At 72.8% G+C, this 19947-nt stretch carries 16 protein-coding genes; 7 read left to right on the forward strand and 9 right to left on the reverse strand.

Annotated elements, in window-relative coordinates:
• Nucleotides 1–34: 34 nt before the first annotated feature.
• The 4 genes from AMK29_RS02980 to AMK29_RS02995 all read right to left on the reverse strand — a co-directional run bounded on the left by AMK29_RS02980 (nt 35) and on the right by AMK29_RS02995 (nt 3329).
• Complete coding sequence (locus AMK29_RS02980; RefSeq protein WP_107422507.1) at nt 35–853, reverse strand: pectate lyase; 819 nt, start codon at nt 851–853, stop codon at nt 35–37.
• Between the two features lie 14 nt (nt 854–867).
• Nucleotides 868–1707 carry an EI24 domain-containing protein gene (locus tag AMK29_RS02985; protein WP_073807028.1) on the reverse strand — a complete coding sequence of 280 codons (840 nt, stop codon included), beginning with the start codon at nt 1705–1707 and terminating at the stop codon, nt 868–870.
• A gap of 115 nt (nt 1708–1822) precedes the next feature.
• A complete protein-coding gene (locus AMK29_RS02990) occupies nt 1823–2245 on the reverse strand; it encodes an organic hydroperoxide resistance protein (protein WP_073807031.1) in 423 nt (140 codons plus the stop codon).
• Nucleotides 2246–2309: 64 nt separating this feature from the next.
• The gene (locus AMK29_RS02995; protein ID WP_073807034.1) at nt 2310–3329 is read right to left on the reverse strand and encodes an NADP-dependent oxidoreductase; all 1020 of its coding nucleotides are present in this window, start codon (nt 3327–3329) and stop codon (nt 2310–2312) included.
• 105 nt (nt 3330–3434) lie between these two features.
• Between AMK29_RS02995 and AMK29_RS03000 the strand changes: the two genes are divergently transcribed.
• Nucleotides 3435–3863 carry a MarR family winged helix-turn-helix transcriptional regulator gene (locus AMK29_RS03000; RefSeq protein WP_073807036.1) on the forward strand — a complete coding sequence of 143 codons (429 nt, stop codon included), beginning with the start codon at nt 3435–3437 and terminating at the stop codon, nt 3861–3863.
• Between the two features lie 44 nt (nt 3864–3907).
• Here the strand turns inward: AMK29_RS03000 and AMK29_RS03005 are convergent, their stop codons facing one another.
• Nucleotides 3908–4879, reverse strand: coding sequence for an SCO2400 family protein (locus tag AMK29_RS03005; RefSeq protein WP_073807038.1), 972 nt, complete (start codon nt 4877–4879; stop codon nt 3908–3910).
• 247 nt (nt 4880–5126) lie between these two features.
• On the opposite strand from AMK29_RS03005, the gene AMK29_RS03010 reads away from it, so the two are divergent.
• The 4 genes from AMK29_RS03010 (at nt 5127) to AMK29_RS03025 (ending at nt 10651) form a co-directional block, all read left to right on the forward strand.
• Nucleotides 5127–6188 carry a rod shape-determining protein gene (locus AMK29_RS03010; protein ID WP_073807041.1) on the forward strand — a complete coding sequence of 354 codons (1062 nt, stop codon included), beginning with the start codon at nt 5127–5129 and terminating at the stop codon, nt 6186–6188.
• 62 nt (nt 6189–6250) lie between these two features.
• Nucleotides 6251–7786: a GAF domain-containing protein gene (locus AMK29_RS03015; protein WP_073807044.1), complete on the forward strand. Its 1536-nt coding sequence runs from the start codon at nt 6251–6253 to the stop codon at nt 7784–7786.
• Between the two features lie 122 nt (nt 7787–7908).
• Nucleotides 7909–9093: an MFS transporter gene (locus tag AMK29_RS03020; RefSeq protein WP_073808228.1), complete on the forward strand. Its 1185-nt coding sequence runs from the start codon at nt 7909–7911 to the stop codon at nt 9091–9093.
• Between the two features lie 55 nt (nt 9094–9148).
• The gene (locus AMK29_RS03025; protein ID WP_073807047.1) at nt 9149–10651 is read left to right on the forward strand and encodes an acyl-CoA synthetase; all 1503 of its coding nucleotides are present in this window, start codon (nt 9149–9151) and stop codon (nt 10649–10651) included.
• Between the two features lie 187 nt (nt 10652–10838).
• On the opposite strand, the gene AMK29_RS03030 is transcribed toward AMK29_RS03025, so the two are convergent.
• The 4 genes from AMK29_RS03030 to AMK29_RS03045 form a co-directional block, all read right to left on the reverse strand.
• A complete protein-coding gene (locus AMK29_RS03030; protein WP_073807050.1) occupies nt 10839–14531 on the reverse strand; it encodes a S8 family serine peptidase in 3693 nt (1230 codons plus the stop codon).
• A gap of 156 nt (nt 14532–14687) precedes the next feature.
• A complete protein-coding gene (locus AMK29_RS03035) occupies nt 14688–15950 on the reverse strand; it encodes an MFS transporter (protein ID WP_073807053.1) in 1263 nt (420 codons plus the stop codon).
• On the reverse strand, nt 15947–16393 hold the full coding sequence (locus AMK29_RS03040; protein ID WP_073807055.1) for a GNAT family N-acetyltransferase: 447 nt from the start codon (nt 16391–16393) through the stop codon (nt 15947–15949). The genes AMK29_RS03035 and AMK29_RS03040 overlap by 4 nt, the downstream gene beginning before the upstream one ends.
• 114 nt (nt 16394–16507) lie before the next feature.
• Nucleotides 16508–16990 (reverse strand): MarR family winged helix-turn-helix transcriptional regulator, encoded by a 483-nt coding sequence (locus AMK29_RS03045; protein ID WP_073807058.1) that lies wholly within the window; start codon nt 16988–16990, stop codon nt 16508–16510.
• Between the two features lie 121 nt (nt 16991–17111).
• Here AMK29_RS03045 and AMK29_RS03050 point away from each other — a divergent pair, with 121 nt between their 5' ends.
• The gene (locus AMK29_RS03050) at nt 17112–17528 is read left to right on the forward strand and encodes an organic hydroperoxide resistance protein (RefSeq protein WP_073807060.1); all 417 of its coding nucleotides are present in this window, start codon (nt 17112–17114) and stop codon (nt 17526–17528) included.
• A 294-nt stretch (nt 17529–17822) separates the two neighbouring features.
• A complete protein-coding gene (locus AMK29_RS03055; RefSeq protein WP_073807062.1) occupies nt 17823–19880 on the forward strand; it encodes a phosphocholine-specific phospholipase C in 2058 nt (685 codons plus the stop codon).
• Nucleotides 19881–19947 lie beyond the last annotated feature (67 nt).

Here is a 19947-nt window from a genome sequence, read left to right on the forward strand (position 1 = left end):
TCGCGCGGGTTCCCCACGGCCGTAGGGGTGCCCGTCAGTCGTAGGAGAGGTCTCCGGCCGAGTAGCGGCAGGTGGTGCCGTCGGGGCCGGAGCCGATCTCCTTGGGCTCCTTGCCGGTGTTGTTGCCGGTGAAGCGGGTGCACGGCTTGATCTTCTTCTTGCTGTCGCCGTGGATCCTGATGTTCCGCAGGGTGGCGGTGTCGCCGTAGTTGGCGTTGACGCCGACGATCGACGTGCCGGGTGTGGTGATGTCGATGTCGTTGAGCAGGATCGTGCGCGGGTACTGCTTCTTGCAGTTGCCGCAGGAGCGGACCAGCTTTCCGAAGTCGGAGACCTGGAACTTGTTCACGACCAGCTTGCCCGCGCCGTTGAACTGGAAGACCTTGTCGGACGCGCTCCTGGCGCCGCCGCCGTGGACCGCGTACACGGCGGACGCCGAGGTGCCCTTGAAGGTGGCGGCGTCCTCGCCGACGTTCTCCCACCAGACGTTCTGCAGGGTGCAACTGCCGAGGCAGTGGACCCCGTCGGCGGCCGGGGAGCCGATGATCACGTTCTTGAGGACCGCGCCGTCCTTGAGGACGAAGACGGGCTTCTGGCTCTCGTCCTGGCCGTCGGAACCGAGCTCACCGGTGCCGTAGTGGCGCTGGAGCTTGCCGTCGTACGTGCCGGAGAACTCGATGGTCACGGGGACCGGCTTGCTGCCCTTCGCCTGCGGCCAGGCGGCCACGGCGCTCGCGGCGCCCGCCGGGGCGAGCAGGGTCGTGGTGACGACGGCGGCCCCGGTGATGCCGAGGGCGCTCAGGCCGCCGATGACCGCGCGCCGGCGGCCCGTCTTCCGCTTGTGTGACGTCATGGGTGCTTCTTCCTTCAGTGGGGGAGGTGGTGCACCCCCTGGTCGCCACCGGAGGAAGGAAGGTTGCCGCCCGCTTGATCGTTTTTCCTGAACGGGTCGTCCCGGTCGTCGCCGGGCGTCTCGCCCAGCAGGTCCCGGGCCATCAGGGTGGCGCCCGCGACGGCTCCCGGCATCAGGAGGACGGCGACGAAGGGCACCAGGAACGAGAGGGTCAGCGGGACGCCGAAGCCGAGCACGACCGTCCGGCGCCCGCGCAGCAGCCCGAGGCGCTCCTTGAACTCGACGCCCCGGCGCTGGAGCGCGACGGACGTCAACTCCTGGGTGAGGAAGAAGCCGGACACGCAGAAGCCGAGGGCGGGGACGACGGTCTGGCCGACCACCGGGATGAACCCGCAGACGAAGAGCAGGATGCCGAAGAACGCGACCCGCACCAGGACCCGCAGGCTGTCCCGGGCCGAGATCCACAGCTCGCGCCAGAGCGGCAGCCCCGACTCGGGCACCTCGCCGCCCTCGCTGCGGTCGACCGCCTCCGAGAGGGACTCGTAGAAGGGCTGGCCGATGAGCAGGGTGACGGCGGTGAAGGTGACGACCGCGAGGAAGAGCCCGAAGACGAAGACCAGCGCGGTCAGGGTGCCGCGGAGGGCACCGAACCAGGGCGAGGACCAGTCGTCGGCGAACGGGGTCGCCCAGGCGGCCAGGTCGTCGGCGCCGTAGCCGAGGCCGACGAGCGCGCCCGCGTAGAGCACGAGGGTCACGAGACCGGGCAGCAGCCCGAATCCGAACCACCGTCCGTGCCGGCCCACCCACTTCTGGCCCTGTACCAGGTATCCGAATCCCGCCCCGAATCCACGCATGGGGCTCACTTTATCGGTGCCAGGCAGGTCGGCCGCCGGGCGTCCGCGCCCGGGTACGCGACGAGGACCGCACCCCGGCGGGGTGCGGTCCTCGTGCGGTTTCGCGGGTCCGGACTCAGGCGGTGAGCTCGACCGTGATGTTGCCGCGGGTCGCCTTGGAGTACGGGCAGACCTGGTGGGCCTTCTCGATCAGGCTCTTCGCGGTCTCGGCGTCCACGTTCGGGATGGAGGCCGAGATCTTGACGATGATGCCGAAGCCGTCGTCGTTCTTGCCGATGCCCACCTCGGCGGTGACCGTCGAGCCGGAGATGTCGGCCTTCTCGTTGCGGGCGACGACACCGAGGGCGCCCTGGAAGCAGGCGCTGTAGCCCGCCGCGAAGAGCTGCTCGGGGTTGGTGCCCGCGCCGGAGCCGCCCATGGCCTTGGGCGGGTTCACGACGAGGTCGAGCTGGCCGTCGTCGGTGGCGACCCGGCCGTCACGCCCGCCCTCGGCGGTGGCGACAGCGGTGTAGACGACGTCGGAGTGCTGGATCGACATGCGAGGTACTTCCTTCATGGGTTCGCCGCGACTCGCGCCCACGATCGCGACGGCTGAGGGAAGACTAACGCGTCACCGAGACGATCATCTTTCCGGTGTTGTCACCGCGCAGCAGTCCGAGGAACGCCTCCACGCCGTTCTCGATGCCGTCGACGAAGGTCTCGCGGTGCTTCAGCTCGCCGGACGCGAGCCAGCCGCCGACCTCCTGGACGAACTGCTGCTGCAGGCCGTAGTGGTCGCCGACGAGGACGCCCTGGAGCCGCAGCCGCTTGCCGATGATCATCGCCATGTTGCGCGGGCCGGGGACCGGCTCGGTGTCGTTGTACTGGGCGATCATGCCGCAGATGGTGGCGCGGCCGTGCACGTTGAGCGAGGAGATCGCGGCTTCGAGGTGGTCCCCGCCGACGTTGTCGAAGTAGACGTCGATGCCGTCCGGGGCGGCCTCGCGGAGCTGGTCCTTGACCGGGCCGTTCTTGTAGTTGAAGGCGGCGTCGAAGCCGAGCTCCTCGACGAGCCACTTGACCTTCTCGTCGGAGCCGGCGGAGCCGATGACCCGGGAGGCGCCCTTGAGCCGCGCCATCTGGCCGACCTGGCTGCCGACGGCGCCGGCGGCGCCGGAGACGAAGACCGCGTCGCCCTCCTTGAAGGAGGCCACGTCGAAGAGGCCCGCGTAGGCCGTGAGGCCGGTCATGCCGAGCACGCCGAGGTAGGCGGAGAGGGGGGCGAGCTCCGGGTCGACCTTGGTCGCGTGCTGCGCCGGGACGTCGGCGTACTCGCGCCAGCCGAGACCGTGCAGGACGTGGTCGCCGACGGCGAAGCCCTCCGCGTTCGACGCGATGACCTCGCCGACCGCGCCGCCGTCCATGGGGTGGTCGAGCTTGAACGGCGGTATGTACGACTTCACGTCGTTCATCCGGCCGCGCATGTACGGGTCGACCGAGAAGTGCAGGTTGCGCACGAGGACGCGGCCCTCGGCGGGCTCGGCGACCGGGGTCTCGCGCAGCGCGAAGTCCGTGGGGGCGGGCCAGCCGTGCGGACGGGCGACGAGGTGCCACTCACGGCTGGACGCGGGAAGAACGGACATGAGCACGGCCTCCAGGAAAGCTTGAGATCACAAAAGATTCACTACCTGAAACAACCATGCGCCTCGATATTTCATGTTGTCAAGTATCTGGGTAGGATGTGTCCCATGGCCCCCTCACGCACGGACCCGCTGACCGTCGAAGTCGTCGAGCTGATCGGCTCGGTCGTGGCGCGCTACTACGAGGAGTACGAGCAGGCCGCCGCGCAGCACTCGCTGACCGGCGCCCAGGCCCGGGTACTCGGCCTGCTCTCGCTCGACCCGCTGCCGATGCGCCGCATCGCCCAGAAGCTGAAGTGCGAGCCGTCCAACATCACCGGGATAGTGGACCGTCTGGAGGCCAGGGGCCTGGTGGAGCGGCGTCCGGACCCGGCCGACCGCCGCGTGAAGCTGGCCGTCCCCACGGAGCAGGGCCGCGACACGGCCCGCCGGCTGCGCGAGTCCCTCGACTTCGCCCGCGAGCCGTTGGGCGAGCTGACCGAGGTCGAGCGCACCCTCCTCCGGGACCTGCTGAAGCGCATGCTGGGCGAGGCCTGACGGCCGGACCGGCGAGCCCGGGGCCCCGCCGGCCGAGACACCCGCTAGACGCACCACCAGAGGAAGTAGCTGCAGGTCGGCTCCGGCGTGGGGGTGACGGTCGGCGTCGGAGGGGTCGTCGACGGGGCGGGCGTGCCGCTCGTCGCCGTGGGGGGCGGGGCCCCGCCTCCGTCCGGGGCGGACGCCGTCGCCGTGGGCGTGGACGACGGGGACACCGGGTCGGTGGCGGTCGGCGCCGACGGCTCCTCGGGAGCGCCCTCGCCCCCGGTTCCCGTACCGGATCCGGTCCCCGTGCCCGAGCCCGTACCGGCTCCCGTGCCGGCTCCGGAGCCCGCACCCGTGCCGGACCCCGACCCCGTATCCGCGTCGGAGACCGAGCCGTCGCCCGCGCCCGCCCCGGGGCCCGACTCCGCGCTCACCTGACGGGGGCGCGTCGTCGGCGCCTGCGAGACCGGGGACGGGCCCGAGCCGTCCGGGAGCTCGGCGCTCTCCACGGCTTCCGGGGAGACCGTGACCTCGGGGACCTCCTGCTCCTCGACCGCCGTGGCGGCGCCCAGCGCCGTCGGCTCCTCCAGGGCCATGCGCGCCAGGGTCAGCGACCCGGCGGCCAGCACCAGCCCCAGCGTCCCGACCAGGACCGAACGTCCCCTGCGGGCCTTCGCCCGTCTGTTCCCGCGCGCGGGAGAACGCCCACCTGCCCCGCGCCGGCCCGGCTCACCGGAGCGGCCCCTGGCGGCACGGCGGCCGCCGGCGGGACGCGGCGGCTCGACGACGTCGAGCTCGTAGACGTACTCGGAGCCGGCGGACCCGGCGTGATCGGCCGGACGCGACGGCTGCACCGGTTCGCCCGGCCACGTCGGCTCACCCGGCGGCACCGCCCTGGCCGGCTCGACCGGAGGGGTCCGCTGGGCGGGTATGTGGGGGGTCTCGTACCGCAGTTCCTCGACGGGAGTCCCGCACCCGGCACAGGCGAGGGCCCCGTTGAGATGCCGCCGGCACGCGTGGCAGTAGTCCATGGGCCCCGCAGGCTATGCGGCCAGGTGCGGCCACAGGTAGGCGCGGAAGTGAGGATCCTGTGAGGAAGCCGCAGGTCGGCGGCGGTGCGTCGCGATTCTCCCGCTTCGGTACGACCCCGGGGCCCCGCGGGCCCGGGCCCCGGGCGGCGCATCCCAGCGCGCGCCGCGCCGCGGACGGCCGGACGATTCCAACAGGACCGCGAAAAACACCTCGCCCGTGCCAGCACCGCACCCCGGAGGATCCGCCGTGACCGTCAGCCTTGAGCAGCTGCGTCGTTGCCATGTCGCCGTCGACCTGGGTGCCGCCCGCACCCGGGTCTTCGTCAAGGGCGCCGGACTCGTCGTCGATGAGCCCAGCGTCGCCGCCGTCAACACCCGTACCGGAGCGCTGATCGCCGTCGGCGCGCTGGCCGAGAAGATGACGGGCCGCACCCCCGACTACATCCGGGTCGTCAGACCCGTCTCGGGCGGCACGGTCGTCGACATCGAGATGGCGCAGCGGATGCTCCGTCACCTCCTCGGCGAGAAGCTGCGCCGCCAGCTGCGCCGCAAGCCCCGGCTGCGCGCCGCCGCCTGCACCCCGCACGACAGCGACCCGCTCGCGCAGCGGGCAGCCGTGGAGACCCTGGTCGGTCTCGGGGCGCGCCGGGTCGAGCTGGTCGACACACTGATCGCGGCGGCCGTCGGCTGCGGCCTGCCGGTCGAGCAGCCGACCGCGACGATGATCATGGTGTGCGGGGCGGCGACCACACAGGTCGCGGTCCTCTCGCTCGGCGCGATCGTCACGGCCGAGCGGATGCCGGTCGGCGGAGACGCCATCGACCACGCCGTCATCCAGCACCTGCGCCACCACCACGAGCTGATGCTGCCGAGCCAGTCGGTGCGCCCGCTGCAGCTGGCCCTCAGCGGGAACGGCCTGACGCCCCACGGTCCGGCCTGGACCGAGATCCACGGCCGGGACGTCGCCACGGGCCTGGCCCGTTCGGTGACCGTCGACACCGCCGCCGTGCGGGAGGCGATCCACACCCCGCTGACGGCGGTCCTCGACGGCATCGGCAAGGTGCTGCGGGACTGCCCGCCGGATCTGGTGGCCGACCTCGCGGACCGCGGGATCATGATGGTGGGCGGCAGCGCGCTGCTGCCGGGGCTCGACCAGATGCTGCGCGCCGCGACCGGGATGCCGGTGCACATCGCCGAACGCCCGGACATCTGCGCGGTCCTGGGCCTCGGCGCCATGCTGGAGGGGAAGGTCCAGCCGATGGTCCTCGACCCGCTGGCGGAGCGGGATCCGCTCGCCGACGACGACTGAGCGGCGGGGCGGGCACGGGACGCAAACCGACGAAACCGCATGATTCGTACGACAATGAGACCATGACGATCATGGATGAGGACACGGACGAGGACGCGGACGCGCCCCGGCTGCCCATGCTGCTCGAAGCGGTCCTCAGCGTCGGCACCGCTCTCGAACTCCGCACCACCCTCCAGCACATCGTGGACTCCGCCACCGAGCTGACCGGCGCCCGCTACGGCGCGCTCGGGGTCGTCGACCCCGAGCGCGGCCGGATCACCGAGCTCTTCACCTCCGGCATGACCGACGAGGACCAGCAGCGGATCGGCCGTCTCCCCGACGGCCACACCGGGCTGATCGGCGTCCTGGCGCAGGACCCGCAGCCGCTGCGGCTCGACGACCTGACGGCCGATCCGCGCTTCTCCGGAGTGCCCGCGGGGCACCCTGAGACGCGTACGTTCCTCGGTGTCCCCATCCGGGTCCACACCGAGGTCTTCGGCAACCTGTACCTCACCGAGAAGCGCCAAGGGCCCTTCGGCGAGGAGGATCTCGCCCTGCTCCGCGTCCTCGCCTCGCAGGCCGGGATCGCCATCGGCAACGCCCGGCTGTACGAGACCGCGCGCCAACGGGAGCGCTGGATCGAGGGCGCGGCGGCGGTGACCACGGCCCTGCTCACCGGCGCGTCCGCCGAGAACGCCCTGACGACCGTCGCCGAGCGGGCCCGCATCCTCGCCGGCGCCTCGGCCGGGGTGGTCCTCCAGCCGACCGCCGAGGGCGGGATGGAGATCGTCGCCGCGTCGACCACGGACGACCCGGGCGATCTGGTCGGCACCGTGATCGCGCCCGGCTCCCCCGTCCTGGTGCAGCTGCTGGGCGGGGAGCCCGTGTTCGTCGAGGACTCGGCGACCGATCCGCGGATGACCACGCATGTCCGGTCCCGGTTCGGCCCGTCGATGCTGCTGCCGCTGCAGAGCGGAGGGAGGCTCATCGGCACCCTCGCCCTCCCCCGGCGCCGCGGCGCGGAGCCGTACAGCGCCGTCGACCGGCTGCTCGCCTCGCAGTTCGCGTCGCAGGCGGCGCTCGCGCTGGTCCTCGCGGACGCCCGGCACGACCGGGAGCGGCTCGCGGTGTACGAGGACCGGGACCGGATCGCGCGGGACCTGCACGACCTGGTCGTCCAGCGCCTGTTCGCCACCGAGATGATGCTGGAGTCCACCCGGCGGCGGGCGGCGGGCACCTCCGACGAGAACGCGCTGCTCGAACGGGCGGTGGACGAACTGGACTCGACGATCCAGGAGGTCCGGACGACCATCTTCGCGCTCCAGCAGCCGCCCGCCGACGCCCCGACCTCCTTCCGCGGGAAGGTGCTGCGCGAGACCGGCGGGGCCGCGGTCCTGCTCGGCTTCCAGCCGTCCGTGCACTTCGCCGGCGCGGTCGACACCCTGGTGGACGAGGAGACGGCGGGGCGGCTCCTCGCCGCACTGCGCGGGGCGCTCGCGGCGGCGCACCGGCGGGCGGGGATCGGCGCGATCACGGTCGAGGTGTCGGCCGGGGACGAGGGCGCCCGGCTGCGGGTGGAGGACGACGGCACCCCGCCGACCGTCGTGACCTGGCCGTAGCCGGACGGCGACCGACCCCGTACGGAGCAGTCCGGCGCGCCGCGCCTCCCGCGCCGATCTTCACTGGAGGGGTGACCACCGAGACAGAGCCGCAGACAGCGGCCGCCTACCGCAACCTGGCGATGGCCACCATCGGCTTCACGCTCACCTTCTGGGCGTGGAACCTGATCGCGCCGCTCGCGAGCTGGTACGGAGACCGGCTCGGCCTCAGCTCGTTCCAGCAGTCGCTGCTGGTGGCGGTGCCGGTGCTCGTCGGCTCGATCGGCCGTGTCCCGGCGGGCGCGCTGACGGACCGGTACGGGGCGAAGGTGATGTTCCCTCTGGTCTCCGCGCTGACGATCGTCCCGGTGCTGCTCCTCATGGTGGTCAAGGACAACTACGGTCTCCTCCTGGTCGTCGGCTTCCTCCTGGGCCTGGGCGGCACCACGTTCGCGATCGGCATCCCGCTGGTCAACTCCTGGTTCCCGCCCGCCAAGCGCGGTCTGGCGCTCGGGGTGTTCGGCATGGGCATGGGCGGTGTGGCGCTCTCCGGCTACTTCACGCCCCGGATCGCGAAGCACGGCGAGAACCTGCCGTTCCTCGTGGTGGCGATCGCGCTCGCCGCGTTCGCGGTGCTCGCCTTCTTCCTCATCACCGACCGTCCCGACCGGCCGGTGCCCACCGCCTCCCTCGCGACCCGGCTGGGCTCGGCGGCGCGGCTGCGGGTGACGTGGGAGCTGTCGGCGCTGTACGCGATCGGCTTCGGCGGCATCGTCGCGTTCGGCGTCTACCTGCCGACGTACCTGAAGACCTGGTACGAGCTCGACCCGACGGACGCGGGCACCAAGGCCGCCGGGTTCGCCCTGGTCACCGTCATCTTCCGGCCGATCGGCGGCTGGCTCTCGGACCGGTTCCACCCGGCGCTCGTCACGGCCGCCGCACTCGGCACGGCCGCCCTCTTCGCCATCGTCCAGGCCTTCGACCCGCCGCTGTACCCGGGCGGCACGATCGCCCTCCTCGTCATGGCGGCCGGGCTCGGCACGGCGAGCGGTTCCGTCTTCGCCCTGGTCTCCCAGGTCACCCCTCAGGCCAAGGTCGGCAGCGTGACCGGCATCGTCGGCGCGATGGGCGGACTCGGCGGCTTCCTGCCGCCCCTGGTGATGGGCGCGATCTACAGCGCCAAGGACTCGTACTCCATCGGGTTCATGCTCCTCTCCGACCTGGCGCTCGCGGGCTGTGTGTACGCGTACGGGCGGATGCGCGGGATCCGGCCCGAGGGCGGGGAGCCGACGCCGGAGGCGACCAAGGTCACGGCCGGCAGACCCTGACTCCCCGGCAGAATGCCTCCGGCAACCCTCGACCCCGACCCGAGGAGTACGACCGGTGAGTGCGCTCTTCCCGGCCCTTGCGGCCCCTTCCGACCGGCCCGCGCTGCGCTGCGGCGCGGACAGCCTGACGTACGAGGAACTGGCGCGGGCCGCCGGGGCCCTCGCGGCCCGGCTCGCGGGCGCGGGGCGGGTCGCGGTCTGGGCCGCGCCGACCGCGCACACGGCGGTCGCGGTGGTCGGAGCCCTGCTGGCCGGTGTGCCCGCCGTACCGCTCAATCCGCGGACGGGCGAGCGGGAGCTGGCGCACATCCTGGGCGACAGCGCGCCCGGCGCGGTCCTGGCGGGACCCGGGGACGAGCTGCCGGCCGGTCTCGCGGGGCTCCCACGGATCGACGTGGACCTCGCGCCGAGGGGCCGGGGGCTCGACGCGGGCCCGGGAGACGCCGGAGCGGCGACGGGCCGGGGGCTCGACGCGGGCCTCGTAGACGCCTTCGACCCCGAGGCCCCCGCCCTGATCGTCTACACCTCCGGCACCACGGGACCGCCGAAGGGCGTCGTCCTGTCCCGGCGGGCCGTCGCCGCCTCGCTCGACGCGCTCGCCGAGGCCTGGTCCTGGACTGCGGACGACGTCCTCGTGCACGCGCTGCCGCTGTTCCACGTCCACGGGCTGATCCTGGGCATCCTGGGACCGCTGCGGCGGGGCGGCGAGGTCCGGCACCTGGGCGCGTTCTCGGTGGAGGGCGTGGCGCGGGAGCTGGGCGCCGGGGGCGGCACCATGCTGTTCGGCGTACCGACCATGTACCACCGGCTCGCGGACGCGCTCGCCCACGATCCGGCGCTCGTCGCGGCGATGGCGGGCGCGCGGCTCCTCGTCTCGGGGTCGGCGGCGCTGCCGGTCCACGACCACGAGCGGATCGCGGCGGCGACGGGCCGCACGGTCGTGGAGCGGTACGGGATGACGGAGACGCTGATGAACACCAGCGTGCGGCCGGGCGCCGGGCCCCGCCCGGGGACCGTCGGGGTGCCGCTCGCGGGGGTGGAGCTGCGGCTGGTGGACGAGGACGGCTCGGTGCTCGCGGAGCAGGACGGGGAGGGTGTCGGCGAGGTGCAGGTGCGCGGCCCGAACCTGTTCTCCGGCTATCTCGGACGCCCGGACGCGACGGCGGCGGCCTTCGACGGCGACTGGTTCCGCACCGGCGACATGGCGGTCCGTGAGGCGGACGGCGCGGTGCGTCTGGTGGGCCGCAAGGCGACCGACCTGATCAAGAGCGGCGGGTACAAGATCGGGGCGGGCGAGATAGAGAACGCCCTGCTCGACCACCCCGGGATACGCGAGGCGGCCGTCACCGGCGAGCCCGATCCCGACCTGGGCGAACGGATCGTCGCCTGGGTGGTGCCCGCCGACGCGGAGCGGCCTCCGGCGGCGGCGGAGCTCGCCGACCATGTGGCGCGGCTCCTCGCCCCGCACAAGCGGCCCCGGGTGGTGCGCTACCTCGACGCGCTCCCCCGTAACGACATGGGCAAGGTCCTGAAGAAGGCGCTGCCGGAAGCCGGTTGAGCGCGCGAAGACCGGGCGCCTCCCCGGAGGGATGCGCCCGGCCCGGGAGGGACCTGGCCCCGACCGGGGGGCCCGGCCTCGGAGGGACCCGGCCCCGCGCGGAGGCCCGGCCTCGGAGGGACCCGGCCCCGCGCCGAGGGCCGGGCCTCGTAAGGAGGCGCGCGCCCTGGCGCCCGCCTGCCGCCTGCTACTTCACGCCGACCGCGCGGATCAGCTCCTGCTTCACCGAGCCGCCCCGGTCGTCACTCGCGCCGGCCCGCAGCGAGACGGAGTCCGCGCCGGACGGGATCCGCAGCTCACCGCTCCAGGCGGCGCCGCGCCACGACTTCTTGAGGGCGACCTTCGTCCAGGTCACGCCCTCGTCGTAGGAGACCTCCAGGGTGCCGCCGCCGATGGTGCCGGTGCCGGTCGCGCCCTCGATGTACTCGGCGAAGATCCCGACGGGCAGCCGGCTTCCGGCGCGGACGTCACCGTGGAGGTCGGTGTCCACGTCGAAGCCGAGGTTGAGCAGAGGGAGGTACGTGATCCGGTCCTGCGGGGTCTCGGCGGAGCGGAAGGTCCACTCGCTGCGGCCCTCGGTCGCCAGGCGCCAGCGGTCCGCGTCGAGCGCGGTCTCGGTGACGACCTTGTACGTGGCCTCCGCCGCCGGGGCGTCCCAGGCGTAGGCGCCGGAGCTCATCTTCCGGTCGACGCGGACGCCGTCGACGTACACCTCGGTGAACTGGGTCATCGAGTCGTCGTTCCACACGTTGCCGAAGCCGGTGTGGTCGGTGCCGGAGTCGCCCCAGCCCGGGGTGTTGAAGCGCAGGTCGTTGCCGACGCGCTGCTGGCCCCAGCCGAGGCCGGTGCCCAGCCACGGGTGCCAGACGGGGCCGAACCAGTCGAGGTCGACCCGGCTGCCGCCCCGGTAGGACGGGGTACCGCCGCGCTGCTCCAGGGAGTCCCCGAGGTCGACGGACTCGTGCCAGCGCTGGCCGGTGCCGGTGGAGACGTACTCGGTGCGCTCGGCCGGGAAGGAGATGTGCTCCTTGAAGCCGAAGCCGACGGGGAAGGTGTCGGTGATCGAGTAGCGGAACTCGCCGCCCGGTTCCGTGCGCTTCGTGGGCGCGCGGAAGGTGGAGCTGATCGTGGCCAGTTCGTCCTTGCCGGGCCGGAAGACCAGGTCCTTGCCGATGGCACCGGGGTGCCCTTCGGAGAGGTCGTAGGTGAACGGCGTGAAGCGGGTGCCGGTCAGTTCGACGCGCTTGCCGCGGGCCGCGCCGGCCGCGAGCCGCCGGGCGTCGGCGGCGTCGACGGTGGCGACGGCGAGCGGCCGGTCCTGGTAGTCGGCGGTGCCGAACCACTTCATCAGCCGCCCGGGCCGGTCGTCGGTGACGAACAGGGCCTTGGCTCCGGCGTCCTGGGCGGTCTGCGCGAGCTGCGTCGGGTCGGCGCCTTCGGTCAGGCGGACGAGGACGGCCCTGCCGGTGACGTTCTTTCCCGTGTACTCGGCGGGGGTGCCGGTGCCCGCGTCGACGAGGCCGAGGCGGTGGCGGCCCTCCAGGAGGGCGGTGCCGGCCTGCGGGGTGGCGCCGGAGAGCCGGGCGCCGTCGACGGTCGTCTCCAGCATCGGCTTGCCGAGCCGCCAGACGGTCCGGTACTCGAAGGTGCCGGTGGCGGGCTTGCGGGTGGGCGCCGCGAAGATCGAGTCGTACAGCGGCGGGACCTGGACGGCTCCGCCGTAGGAGGCGCCGTTCGCGTCCCGGTCGAACTCCATGAGGAGCTGCCGGGTCTCGGTGCGCCGCTCGACCTCGGCGCGGATCTCGCGCAGCTGCCGTCCGTCGAGGGTGATCTCGCGGTCGCGGTCGAGGGTGATCTCGGGCTCGGTGAGGAAGCCGAGGCCGAGGGAGTCCGCGCCGTGGGAGCCGCGTACGTCGAGGAAGGTGTCGACGGTGTACGTGCCCGGCTTGAGGCGCAGTTCGAGGGTGCCGGACTCGCCGACCGTGGCGGGGAAGGGGGCCTCGCCCTGCGCCAGCTTCTGGACGCCGAGGAAGGCGGGGGCGGGGGCGCCGTCGCGGTCCTTGACGTGGACGGTGAGGGTGTAGCGCTCCTCCTCCTTCACCATGCCGAGCGCGGTGTGCGCGACGGGCGCGCCGCCGGCGGTCGCGGTGATCCGGCCGGACGACCGGCCGACGGGCGCCTCGGAGCCGTCACCGGTGACGGTGGTGGACGCGGAGCCGTGGGCGGGGACGGTGAGGGTGGTGTCGGCGAGGGCGGCGACCCCGGCGGGCATGCCCTCCACGGCGAGGTCCAACTCGACGGCCGTGTCGGAGGAGTTGGTGTACGTGACGGTCCTGGTGACCGGCTTGTCCGTCTCGTACGGCCAGGCGACGAAGCCGAGGTCGGCGGAGCCGGTCGCGGTGACGTTCGCGGAGATCGCGGCGGCCACGTCGACCCGGCCGGAGCCGAGCGCGTACGGCGAGGCGTCGAGCGTCTTCGAGGACGACATCAGGGCGTCCTTGAGCTGGGCGCCGGTCCAGTCGGGGTGCTTCTCGGCGAGCAGGGCGGCGACGCCGGCGATGTGCGGGGTCGCCATCGACGTACCGCTCAGGGAGGTGTAGAGGCCGCTGCCGGCGGCGAGCTGGGAGCGGGCCGCGAGGATGTCGACGCCGGGGGCGGACAGGTCGGGCTTGAGGGCCTGGTCGCCGTGGCGGGGGCCCTGGCTGGTGAAGTACGCGGCCTGGTCGGCGGAGTCGACGGCGCCGACGGTGAGCGCGGAGTCGGCGGCGCCGGGCGAGCCGATGGAGCCGGGGGCGCCGGAGTTGCCGGCAGCGATGACGAAGAGGGCCCCGGTCTCGGCGGAGAGCGTGTTCACGGCCTGGGCCATCGGGTCGGTGCCGTCGCTCGGTTCGCGGGAGCCGAGGCTCATCGAGACGATCTTCGCGTCGATGTCCTTGGCGGCCCACTCCATGCCGGCGATGATCTGCGACTCGCTGCCGGAGCCCTCGTCGCTGAGGACCTTGCCGACGGCGAGGGCGGCGCCGGGGGCGACGCCCTTCTCCGCGCCGCCGGAGCCGGCGCCGCTGCCGCCGACGGTGGAGGCGACGTGGGTGCCGTGGCCGTCGCGGTCGGCGACCTCCTGGCCCTCGATGAAGGACCTGGACTCGATGACCCGGCCGGCGAGGTCGGGGTGGCCGAGGTCGGCGCCGGTGTCGAGGACGGCGACCTTGACGCCCTTGCCGGTGAGCCCGGCCTCCCAGGCCTTCGGGGTGCCGATCTGGGCGTTGGACTCGGCCATGGCGGCCTGGACCCGGCCGTCGAGCCAGACCTTGGCGGGCGTGGCGGCGGCACGGGCGTGCGGGGCCGCCGTGAATCCGCGCCAGAAGGCGGCGGGGTCGGTGGCCGTGACGGCGGCGCCGCCGATGCTGGGCAGGGCGCGGACGGTCTCGGCACCACGCGGGGCGGGGACGGCGGCCCGCGCGTTCCTGCCGCCGTACGTGACGATGAGCGGGAGTTCGCCGGTGACGCCCTGTTCGACGAGGCCGGTGACGTCGAAGAGGCGCGGGTCGAGCGCGCCGGAGGCCAGGTAGGGGCGGGCCTCGTCGGGGACGACCGTGACCCGGCCGTCGCTGATCCGGCTGCGTATCGCACCGGTCGCACCCTCGGCCCGGTCGACGGTGACGGTCCGCTGTCCGCCGCCGAGTTCGGTGAGGGTCACCCGGTCGCCGGTGATCAGGGTGACGGTGGCGCTCGTCGCCGCCGCCTTGAAGGTGTCCGGCACGGCGGAGGCGGTGGCGGTCCCGGCGGCGGCGGTCTGCCCCGCCGAGAGCAGCACGAGGGAGACGCCCGCGGCGACCAGCGTGGCCCTCCCTCTGTCGAAGGGTGTGATCCTCGACGTCATCGTTCGAACTCCTCGCGGACCCGGGGTCGGGGGTGTTTTCCGGGTGCCGCGAGGAGTCTCGGCCGTGGAGAGGGGAGTTGACGCCGGTCACTCCTGGCGGTTATGTGCCGTGGCGGCCAACCGCCAGCCCAGGTCGTGCCGTTCGGGGAGAATTGCTCACGGAGTCGGGTCGAGCGCGTCGTACCGGCGGAAACCGCGCCCGTACAGGGCGAGCGCGCCGACCGCGAGGACGCAGGCGATGCCGCCGCCCGTGACGGCGACGGCCGGCGAGGTCAGGTCGGCGACCGACCCGGCGAGGAAGTCCCCGAGCCGGGGCCCGCCCGCGACGACCACGATGAACACGCCCTGGAGCCGGCCGCGCATCTCGTCCGGTGCGGCGACCTGCATCATCGTGTTGCGGAAGATCATCGAGACGGTGTCGGAGTAGCCCGCGAGGGCGAGCAGGAGCAGCCCGAGCCACAGGTGCCGGGTCAGTCCGAAGACGGCGATGGCGGTGCCCCAGCAGGCGACGGCGACGAGGATCGCCTGCCCGTGGTGGCGGATACGGCCCTGCCAGCCGGAGAGGATCCCGCCGAGGAGCGCCCCGCACGCGGGCGCCGCCACGAGGAGTCCGGCGGTCTTCGCGTCCCCGCCGTACCAGAGGACGGCGACGGCCGGGAACAGGGCCCGGGGGTGGGCCAGGATCATCGCGCAGAAGTCCGAGAGGAACGTCATGCGCAGGTTGGGGCGGGTGGCGAGGAACCGCAGCCCGTCGAGCACCGAGGCCCTCTTGCCTCCCTTCCGGTCCGGGAGCATCGACGGGAGGCGCCACATCGCGTAGAGGCTCGCGGAGAAGGCGAGGGCGTCGATCAGGTACGCGGTCTGGTAGCCGGCGAGTCCGACGATCAGGCCGCCGAGGCCGGGTCCGACGAGCATGCCGAACGTCGTGACCATCGAGTTGAGGGCGTTCGCGGCGCGCAGCTGCTCGGGCGGCAGGAGCCGGGGGATCATCGAGGAGCGGGCGGGCGCGTTGAGCGCGGCGCACACCGCCTGGAGGGCGACGATCCCGTACAGGAACCAGACCCGGTGGAAGCCGGCGAAGGCGGCGGCGGCCAGCGCGACCGACAGCACGGCGGAACCGCCGGCGCTGACGAGACCGAGCTTGCGGCGGTCGACGGTGTCGGCGATGGCTCCGCCGTACAGGCCGAAGACGACGAGCGGGACCAGGGAGAACAGGCCGACGAGCCCGACGGAGAAGGGCGAGCCGGTGATGTCGTACACCTGGAGGGAGACGGCGAGCGCCGTCATGCCCTGCCCGACCCAGGAGACGGTGCTCCCGAACCAGAGGCGGCGGTAGTGCGCGGAGGTCCGCAGCGGGGTGAGATCGGCGAAGAGCCTGCGGCGGCCCTGCTCCTCGCGCTCTTCCTGGGTGGCGGTCACGCGACGTCGTACCGCAGCTCGGGGCGCGCCCAGTGGATGTGCCCGGTGGGCGGCACGGTCCCGGTGCGGACGGCTCCGGTCCGCACGTAGAACTCCTCGGCCGGCGGATGCGAGACGACCCGCACGGCCCGCAGTCCGGCGGCCCTGGCCTGCCCGGTCATGTGCGCGATGAGCCGCCGCCCGATGCCGAGGCCCTGGGCGCTGTCGGCGACGAAGGCGAGGTCGAGTTCGGCCTCGTCGACGAGGAGCGCGTAGAACCCGAGCACGCGGTCGTCCCCGTCGACGGCGGCGAAGACGGGGTGGTGCTCGATGTACGAACCGCCGACCTGGTACCCGTCGACCATGGCGGCGTAGTCACCCCGATAGGCCCGCGAGGTCCGGACGAGCCGGCTGAGCCGCTTGGAGTCGTCGGCGGTGGCGCGCCGGATGGTGATGTCGGGCATGGGGAGAGTATAGGGGCGGGATGGGTCGGTGATCCTTACGTTTTTTGCCGGCCACCCGGCGGTCGGATGGTGCGGACCGGCGCCCCCGGCGAGGCGGCCCGCTCCCGAGAGCCCCTACACGCAGGACGTCAGGTCGTCCGGGTCGACGCCGTCGAGCCGGGCGGCCAGGGCGTCGAGCCGTTGCCTCAGCTCGACGATCTCCTCCAGGTCGAGGCCCGTGGCGGCGGCGATCCGGCGCGGGACGGCGCGGGCCTTCGCCTTGAGCGCGGCCCCGTCGGCGGTGGGCCGCACGGTGACGGACCGCTCGTCCTCGGGGCTGCGGCGCCGCTCGACGTATCCGGCCGCCTCCAGGCGCTTGAGCAGCGGCGACAGGGTGCCGGAGTCGAGCCGGAGGCGTTCACCGATGCCCTTCACGGGCAGCTCGCCGTGCTCCCAGAGGACGAGCATGACGAGGTACTGGGGGTACGTGAGCCCCAGGTCCTTGAGCGCGTCGCGGTAGACACCGTTGAACGCCCGGGTCGCCGCGTGCAGCGAGAAGCAGATCTGGTGGTCGAGCCGGAGGAACTCCTCGTCCGGGACCGTGTCGAGCGTCTCCATGCCCTCAGGATACGCGAGGACGACTCACACACGATTAAGTTGTGCACAACTGAATAGTGCGCTATCAATAGAGGGCAGCCATCACAGCACCGGGCTCCCCGAGGACAGGAACGGAAGAACCATGGACGCGATCTACACCGCAGTCGCCACCGCCAACGGCCGCGAGGGCCGCGCCGTCAGCTCCGACGGCCACATCGACCTCCCCCTCGCCCACCCCCAGGCCCTCGGCGGCAACGGGCAGGGCACCAACCCCGAGCAGCTCTTCGCCGCCGGGTACGCGGCCTGCTTCGCCAGCGCGATGGGTGTGGTCGCCCGCCAGGAGAAGATCGACATCTCCGACGCCTCGATCACCGCCGAGGTCTCCATCGGCAAGGACCCCGCGGACGGCGGCTTCGGCCTCTCGGTCGTCATGCGCGCCGAGTTCCCGGACCACCTCCAGGGCGAGGCGGGCGCCGTCCTCCTGAAGAAGACCCACGCCTTCTGCCCCTACTCCAAGGCGACCCGCGGCAACATCGAGGTCGAGCTCGTCGTCGAGTAACCGAGTTGTCGAGCATTCGGTCGAGTCGCCGAAGAGTCGAGTCGCCGAATAGTCGAGTCGCCGAGTCGTCGAACAGACTCCGGCCTCCTCCTGTGTGAAAGCCCCGGTGCCCCCGCGCGCACCGGGGCTTTCACACAGCGGCACGGGGGGTTCGTCCGCCGTACCGCGGGCAGCCATGGAACGGCCGCCGGGCGGTGACCCGCGGGCGCTGTCCTTGGGGCGCTCGCCGGGTAGGAACCCGGCCACGCACGCGCACCCCCACCCGTGCCCGTCTCACCGGAGGAGAACTCCCCCATGGCCGACCTCGACCGTCGCCGGTTCCTTCAACTCGCCGGCGGTACCGCCGCGTTCGCGATGCTCTCCGAGAGCATCGCGCGCGCAGCCGCCATCCCGGCGCAAGGCTCCACCGGCACGATCCAGGACATCGAGCACATCGTCGTCCTCATGCAGGAGAATCGTTCCTTCGACCACTACTTCGGGGCGATGAAGGGCGTACGGGGCTTCGGCGACCCCCGACCGGTCACCCTCCCCAGCGGGAAGTCGGTCTGGAACCAGGCGAACGCCGGAAAGGTCACCCTGCCCTTCCGTCCGCCGAGCGACGACCTCGGCATGGAGTTCCTCCAGGGCCTGAACCACGACTGGGCCGGCGGGCAGAAGGCCTTCAACAAGGGCAGGTACGACCAGTGGATCCCGGCGAAGACCCCCGCCACGATGGCGTACCTCACCCGTGAGGACATCCCCTTCCACTACGCCCTCGCCGACGCCTTCACGGTCTGCGACGCGTACCACTGCTCGTTCATCGGCTCGACCGACCCGAACCGCTACTACCTGTGGACCGGCCACACCGGCAACGACGGCACGGGCGGCGGCCCCGTCCTCAACAACGCCGAGGCGGGGTACGGCTGGAAGACGTACCCGGAGCGCCTCGAAGCGGCGGGGGTCTCCTGGCGGGTGTACCAGGACGTCGGCGACGGACTGGACGCGGCCGGCCACTGGGGCTGGATCAACGACGCCTACCGGGGCAACTACGGCGACAACTCCCTCCTCTACTTCAACACCTACCGGAACGCCCAGCCCGGCAACCCGCTGTACGACAAGGCCCGCACCGGCACGGACGTCTCGAAGGGCGACGGCTACCTCGCGGACCTCCGCGCCGACGTCCAGGCCGGCCGGCTGCCCCGGATCTCCTGGATAGCGGCCCCGGAGGCGTTCTCCGAGCACTCCAACTGGCCCTCGAACTACGGCGCCTGGTACATCGCGCAGGTCCTGGACGCCCTGACGTCGAACCCGGACGTGTGGGCCCGTACCGCCCTGTTCATCACCTACGACGAGAACGACGGCTTCTTCGACCACGTCGTCCCGCCGTACGCCCCCGCGTCCGCCGCCCAGGGCCTCTCGACGACGCCCACCGCGCTCGACCACTTCCCCGGCAAGACCGGGTACGTCGCCGGCCCGTACGGCCTCGGGCCGCGCGTCCCGATGATCGTCGTCTCGCCCTGGTCGAAGGGCGGCTACACCTGCTCCGAGACCTTCGACCACACCTCGGTCATCCGCTTCATGGAGCGCCGCTTCGGCGTCCAGGAGCCCCAGATCTCACCCTGGCGGCGGGCCGTCTGCGGCGACCTGACCTCGGCCTTCGACTTCACGCAGGCGAACATCCAGCCCACCCCGCTCCCGCCGACCGCCGGCTACTACCCGCCGGACCGCGACCGCCACCCCGACTTCCTCGCCACCGCCCCGGCCGTCGGCACGATGCCGCGCCAGGAAGCGGGCGGCAAGCCCACCCGTCCGCTGAAGTACGCCCCGTACGTGGACGGCGCCGCGGACACCACGGCCGGCACCTACCGCCTCACCTTCAGCGGCGGCCCGTCGGCCGGCGCCCAGTTCTACGTGACCTCCGCGAACCGCACGGACGCGCCGTGGACGTACACGACGGAGGCGAACAAGTCCCTCACGGACACCTGGAACACGAAGTACTCGAAGGACCTCACCGACCTCACGGTCCACGGCCCGAACGGCTTCCTGCGCCGCTTCCGCTCCCCCGGCAGGACGGCGACGCCCGAAGTCAAGGCCCGCCACAACGCCACCACGGGCAACCTGGACCTCACCTTCACCAACGCGGGCACGGCCGCCGTCACCCTGACCGTGACGAACGCCTACGCGGGCACCCCCCAGACGGTGTCGGTCCCGAAGGGCGCGACGGTCGCCCACACCGTGCCGCTGAGCGCCTCCGCCCGCTGGTACGACGTGACGATCACGACCCCCGCCGCCCCCGACTTCCTCCGCCGCCTCGCCGGCCACGTGGAGACCGGCACCCCGGGCGTCTCGGACCCGGGCATCCTGACGTACTGACCCGTCCGCCGCCCCTGTCCCGCCGCCGAGGCAGAAGTCGGCCCGGGCCGGGGGCGGCCACCGCTGC

The organism is Streptomyces sp. CB02261, from assembly GCF_001905665.1.
Classification (GTDB): domain Bacteria; phylum Actinomycetota; class Actinomycetes; order Streptomycetales; family Streptomycetaceae; genus Streptomyces.

Bases quoted from the DNA above. Each gene is read 5' to 3' on its own strand.
- AMK29_RS03005 (WP_073807038.1), bottom strand. From the start codon at position 4,879: ATGGACTACTGCCACGCGTGCCGGCGGCATCTCAACGGGGCCCTCGCC.
- AMK29_RS02990 (WP_073807031.1), bottom strand. From the start codon at position 2,245: ATGTCGATCCAGCACTCCGACGTCGTCTACACCGCTGTCGCCACCGCC.
- AMK29_RS02995 (WP_073807034.1), bottom strand. From the start codon at position 3,329: ATGTCCGTTCTTCCCGCGTCCAGCCGTGAGTGGCACCTCGTCGCCCGT.
- AMK29_RS03050 (WP_073807060.1), top strand. From the start codon at position 17,112: ATGGACGCGATCTACACCGCAGTCGCCACCGCCAACGGCCGCGAGGGC.
- AMK29_RS03045 (WP_073807058.1), bottom strand. From the start codon at position 16,990: ATGGAGACGCTCGACACGGTCCCGGACGAGGAGTTCCTCCGGCTCGAC.
- AMK29_RS03000 (WP_073807036.1), top strand. From the start codon at position 3,435: ATGGCCCCCTCACGCACGGACCCGCTGACCGTCGAAGTCGTCGAGCTG.
- AMK29_RS02985 (WP_073807028.1), bottom strand. From the start codon at position 1,707: ATGCGTGGATTCGGGGCGGGATTCGGATACCTGGTACAGGGCCAGAAG.
- AMK29_RS03055 (WP_073807062.1), top strand. From the start codon at position 17,823: ATGGCCGACCTCGACCGTCGCCGGTTCCTTCAACTCGCCGGCGGTACC.
- AMK29_RS03020 (WP_073808228.1), top strand. From the start codon at position 7,909: ATGGCCACCATCGGCTTCACGCTCACCTTCTGGGCGTGGAACCTGATC.
- AMK29_RS03040 (WP_073807055.1), bottom strand. From the start codon at position 16,393: ATGCCCGACATCACCATCCGGCGCGCCACCGCCGACGACTCCAAGCGG.
- AMK29_RS02980 (WP_107422507.1), bottom strand. From the start codon at position 853: ATGACGTCACACAAGCGGAAGACGGGCCGCCGGCGCGCGGTCATCGGC.
- AMK29_RS03015 (WP_073807044.1), top strand. From the start codon at position 6,251: ATGACGATCATGGATGAGGACACGGACGAGGACGCGGACGCGCCCCGG.
- AMK29_RS03030 (WP_073807050.1), bottom strand. From the start codon at position 14,531: ATGACGTCGAGGATCACACCCTTCGACAGAGGGAGGGCCACGCTGGTC.